The 2,500-nt window shown below is 54.8% G+C and carries 1 tRNA gene and 2 rRNA genes (1 of these 3 cut by a window edge); all 3 read right to left on the reverse strand.

The window, feature by feature from the left end:
* Window positions 1-178: 178 nt before the first annotated feature.
* Window positions 179-255 (reverse strand) — tRNA-Met (locus V9K95_RS23595).
* Window positions 256-536: 281 nt separating this feature from the next.
* Window positions 537-651 (reverse strand): 5S ribosomal RNA (gene rrf, locus V9K95_RS23600).
* A gap of 202 nt (window positions 652-853) precedes the next feature.
* Window positions 854-2,500: ribosomal RNA gene (locus tag V9K95_RS23605) — 23S ribosomal RNA — on the reverse strand (it continues 1,172 nt past the right edge of the window).

Raw genomic sequence — 2,500 nt, forward strand, 5'->3', positions numbered from 1 at the left:
CTGAACTGTTTGTGTCCGGTTGTGCTTGACCGTCGGCCGTTGATTGGCCGGTTTGGGGTTTGCGCCGACATTTGGCACTGTGGCTTGCGGGTTGCAGCCACATTGGTGCATTGCTGCGGCTTGGTGCTGTGTTTGTGTGTTGGATTGTAGCGGTGTATTTTGGGGGATGTTGAGTTATTGGTTGCGGGGACAGGATTTGAACCTGTGACCTTCAGGTTATGAGCCTGACGAGCTACCGGGCTGCTCCACCCCGCGTTACCAAGACCGGCGCTGACGCCGTTTGCAGCCCGGACTTCTCCGTTTGTCCGGCCTCAAAAGCGAAGGTGCTTTTTCGGGCTTTCGGACGGGGTGCTGCTCCACCCTTTTGTGGCAGGAGGGCATTGCTGCCATTGCCATTGTGCTTTTGATATTGTCCAGATTACCTGGAATGTTTGCCAAAAGCAAAAAGGCCGCGTCCTGAACGTATTCTGGCGCGGCCTGATTGGTCTGTTATGTATTGTTGTGTGATTTGAGCAGCATTTTGTTGCGTTTAGCAGACCTGGCAGCGACCTACTCTCCCGCGTCTTGAGACGAAGTACCATTGGCGCAGGGGCGTTTCACGGCCGAGTTCGGAATGGGATCGGGTGCAGCCACCCCGCTGTAACCACCAGGTCAGCAAAGCGCAACAAAATGAAGAAGCTGGAATTGTTTGTCTTGATTGTTGGCGATGATCGATCTTGCGGGCATTTGCCCACAAGGCCGACTTGGCCGTCGCCGGTTGCCCGGCGCGCTGTCGCAGCGCCCGCACCAAAGGTGCGATACGGCGCGTGAGACAATCTATTTCATCGCTTTGCGATGGATATGAGTAATGAGAATGATCAAGCCAATCGAGCTATTAGTACCGGTAAGCTTCATGCGTTGCCGCACTTCCACACCCGGCCTATCAACGTGGTGGTCTTCCACGGCTCTGATAGGGAATACTCGTTTTCAGGTGGGTTTCCCGCTTAGATGCCTTCAGCGGTTATCCCGTCCGTATATAGCTACCCTGCTATGCGGCTGGCGCCACAACAGGTCCACCAGAGATACGTCCATCCCGGTCCTCTCGTACTAGGGACAGATCCTGTCAATATTCCTACACCCACGGCAGATAGGGACCGAACTGTCTCACGACGTTCTGAACCCAACTCACGTACCGCTTTAAATGGCGAACAGCCATACCCTTGGGACCTGCTCCAGCCCCAGGATGCGATGAGTCGACATCGAGGTGCCAAACAACCCCGTCGATATGGACTCTTGGGGGTCATCAGCCTGTTATCCCCGGCGTACCTTTTATCCGTTGAGCGATGGCCCTTCCACGCGGGACCACCGGATCACTATGACCGACTTTCGTCTCTGCTCGACTTGTCAGTCTCGCAGTCAGGCGGGCTTATGCCATTGCACTCGACGACCGATTTCCGACCGGTCTGAGCCCACCATCGCGCGCCTCCGTTACTCTTTAGGAGGCGACCGCCCCAGTCAAACTACCCACCATACACTGTCCCGGATCCGGATAACGGACCGCGGTTAGACATCCATATAGGTAAGGGTGGTATTTCAAGGATGACTCCACGAAGGCTGGCGCCCCCGCTTCAAAGTCTACCACCTATCCTACACATGCCGACACGAATGCCAGTGTAAAGCTATAGTAAAGGTGCACGGGGTCTTTCCGTCTAACCGCAGGAACCCCGCATCTTCACGGGGAATTCAATTTCACTGAGTCTGCGTTGGAGACAGCGGGGAAGTCGTTACGCCATTCGTGCAGGTCGGAACTTACCCGACAAGGAATTTCGCTACCTTAGGACCGTTATAGTTACGGCCGCCGTTTACTGGGGCTTCAATTCAAAGCTTGCACCTCTCCTCTTAACCTTCCAGCACCGGGCAGGCGTCAGACCCTATACGTCGTCTTGCGACTTCGCAGAGCCCTGTGTTTTTGGTAAACAGTCGCTACCCCCTGGTCTGTGCCACCCTCCTCTACTTGCGTAAAAAAGGGTCACGCTTCTTCCGAAGTTACGCGTGCAATTTGCCGAGTTCCTTCAACGCAGTTCTCTCAAGCGCCTTGGTATTCTCTACCAGTCCACCAGTGTCGGTTTAGGGTACGGTCTATACGCGGGAGCTATTTCCTGGAACCGCCCCGAAGCCCCTCCAATCCAATAAGGAGGAACAACATACGCGATCCGTCACTACCCGCAGGCCCACGAATATTAACGTGGTTCCCATCGACTACGCCTTTCGGCCTCGCCTTAGGGGCCGGCTAACCCTGCTCAGATTAACTTTAAGCAGGAACCCTTGGACTTTCGGCGAGGGAGTCTCTCACTCCCTTTATCGTTACTCATGTCAGCATTCTCACTTCTGATACCTCCAAAGGCCCTCACGGGTCCCTCTTCAACGGCTTACAGAACGCTCCGCTACCACTTGCATTTACATGCAAATCCACAGCTTCGGTGTATGGCTTTAGCCCCGGTACATTTTCGGCGCAAAGACC

Source organism: Phyllobacterium sp. CCNWLW183 (assembly GCF_037203775.1).
In the GTDB taxonomy this organism is placed as follows: Bacteria; Pseudomonadota; Alphaproteobacteria; order Rhizobiales; family Rhizobiaceae; genus Phyllobacterium; species Phyllobacterium ifriqiyense.